This window comes from Lactobacillus kimbladii (assembly GCF_014323605.1).
GTDB lineage: Bacteria > Bacillota > Bacilli > Lactobacillales > Lactobacillaceae > Lactobacillus > Lactobacillus kimbladii_B.
In genome coordinates, this window is record NZ_SCMB01000017.1 from 1 (window position 1) to 1494 (window position 1494).

General features: G+C 44.2%; 1 protein-coding gene. It reads left to right on the plus strand.

The features are described from left to right. Positions 1–55: 55 nt before the first annotated feature. Positions 56–1461, plus strand: a protein-coding gene (locus tag ERK18_RS09270; protein ID WP_369792500.1) for an IS3 family transposase whose coding sequence is annotated in 2 segments (ribosomal slippage) — positions 56–539 and positions 539–1461 — 1407 coding nt in all. Because the reading frame shifts where the segments join, the coding sequence is not laid out codon by codon here. The last annotated feature ends 33 nt before the right edge of the window (positions 1462–1494 follow it).

Below are 1494 nucleotides of genomic sequence, written 5' to 3' on the forward strand. Positions count from 1 at the left end.
TTGAAGTGCTCCATAATAGTTAGACATTAATCTGACTATTAGGAGCACTTTTTTCATGACTAAATATTCAACTACTTTGAAAATGGAAATTTGCAGTAAATACTTATCCCACCAAACCTCTTTAGCTAAACTAGAACGCGAATACGGCATTGATCATACCGAGATTAGGGCCTGGGCAGAACGTGCCCGTAAACATGGCTTAGCCGCTTTAAAGGTTACTCACACCCGACAAACTTATTTGCCTGAATTCAAGCTAAATGTGGTACGCTTCTATCATGAACATCACATGGGAGTACTCCAGGTAGCTGCAGTTTTTAATCTTTCGCGGTCAGTAGTAAGACAATGGCTGGCGGCTTATCAGGCTGCAGGCTACTCTGGGCTGCTCCCAAAATCCAAGGGGAGACCACCAACCATGACTAAAAAGAAGCGTCAGAAGAAGCTTAAACCCACTAAGAAGCTAACCGAAGTAGAACAATTGCGTCGTCAGGTTGCTGAGCTAGAGGCACAAAAAGCCGACTTAGAATTGGATAACTTAATCCTAAAAAAAGTGGCTGCCCGATATCCACGCTCACCAACCGGCAAAAAACCAGAATAGTCGTGGAGATTCGGGCTGAGCGACCTGAGGTGCCGTTAAAGCTTTTGCTTGCCAAGCTGCACCTTAACCGCAAAACTTATTACGACAACCGCAGTCACCGATTGAACCGATTAGATAAATACGCTGCTGTTAAAGGCGTAATCAAGTCTATCTTCTACCAAGAAAGTGATGAGACTTACGGTTATCGACGTATGCATGGTGCACTCTTAGATCAAGGCTTTAGCTATGCGCCCAATACCGTGCGCAAGCTGATGCGGCAGCTGGGACTAAAGACCAGAGTCTACAGTAGGCGCACTGCACGCTACAGTTCTTATGCGGGCCCTGCAGGCGTAATCAAGGAAAACATTTTAAAGCAGCGGTTTAATGAAACCAGACCCTACCACGTCTTACACACGGATATTACCGAATACAAGCTGACCACAGGCAAAAAGGTTTATATTTCACCGGTCATTGATGAGGCCTCACTGGAAATACTGGCTTGTCAAGTCAGCTATTCGCCTAACATGAAGCTGGTTTATGATATGCTGGCAGAGCTTAAGCACAAGCTGCCTAAAACAGCCCAGCCTATTTTGCATTCAGATCAGGGTTTTCAATACCGCCACAGCGGCTATCAGACCAAACTAAGACAGATGAAGATTAAGCAAAGCATGTCGCGCAAGGGTAATTGCCACGATAATGCACCGGGAGAAACCATCTTCAACCTAATGAAACGGGAGAAGCTCAACCGCATTAAGATCAGTTCACTAGCAGAAATGCGGGAAGTACTGCATGATTACGTTTACTGGTTCAATCATATTAGAAGATCAAACAAACTAAAATACACGACCCCGATCAAATATCGAAATCGTGCATTGAGTCTTGCGTAATATTAAAATGTCTAACTTTTTAGTTGCACTTCA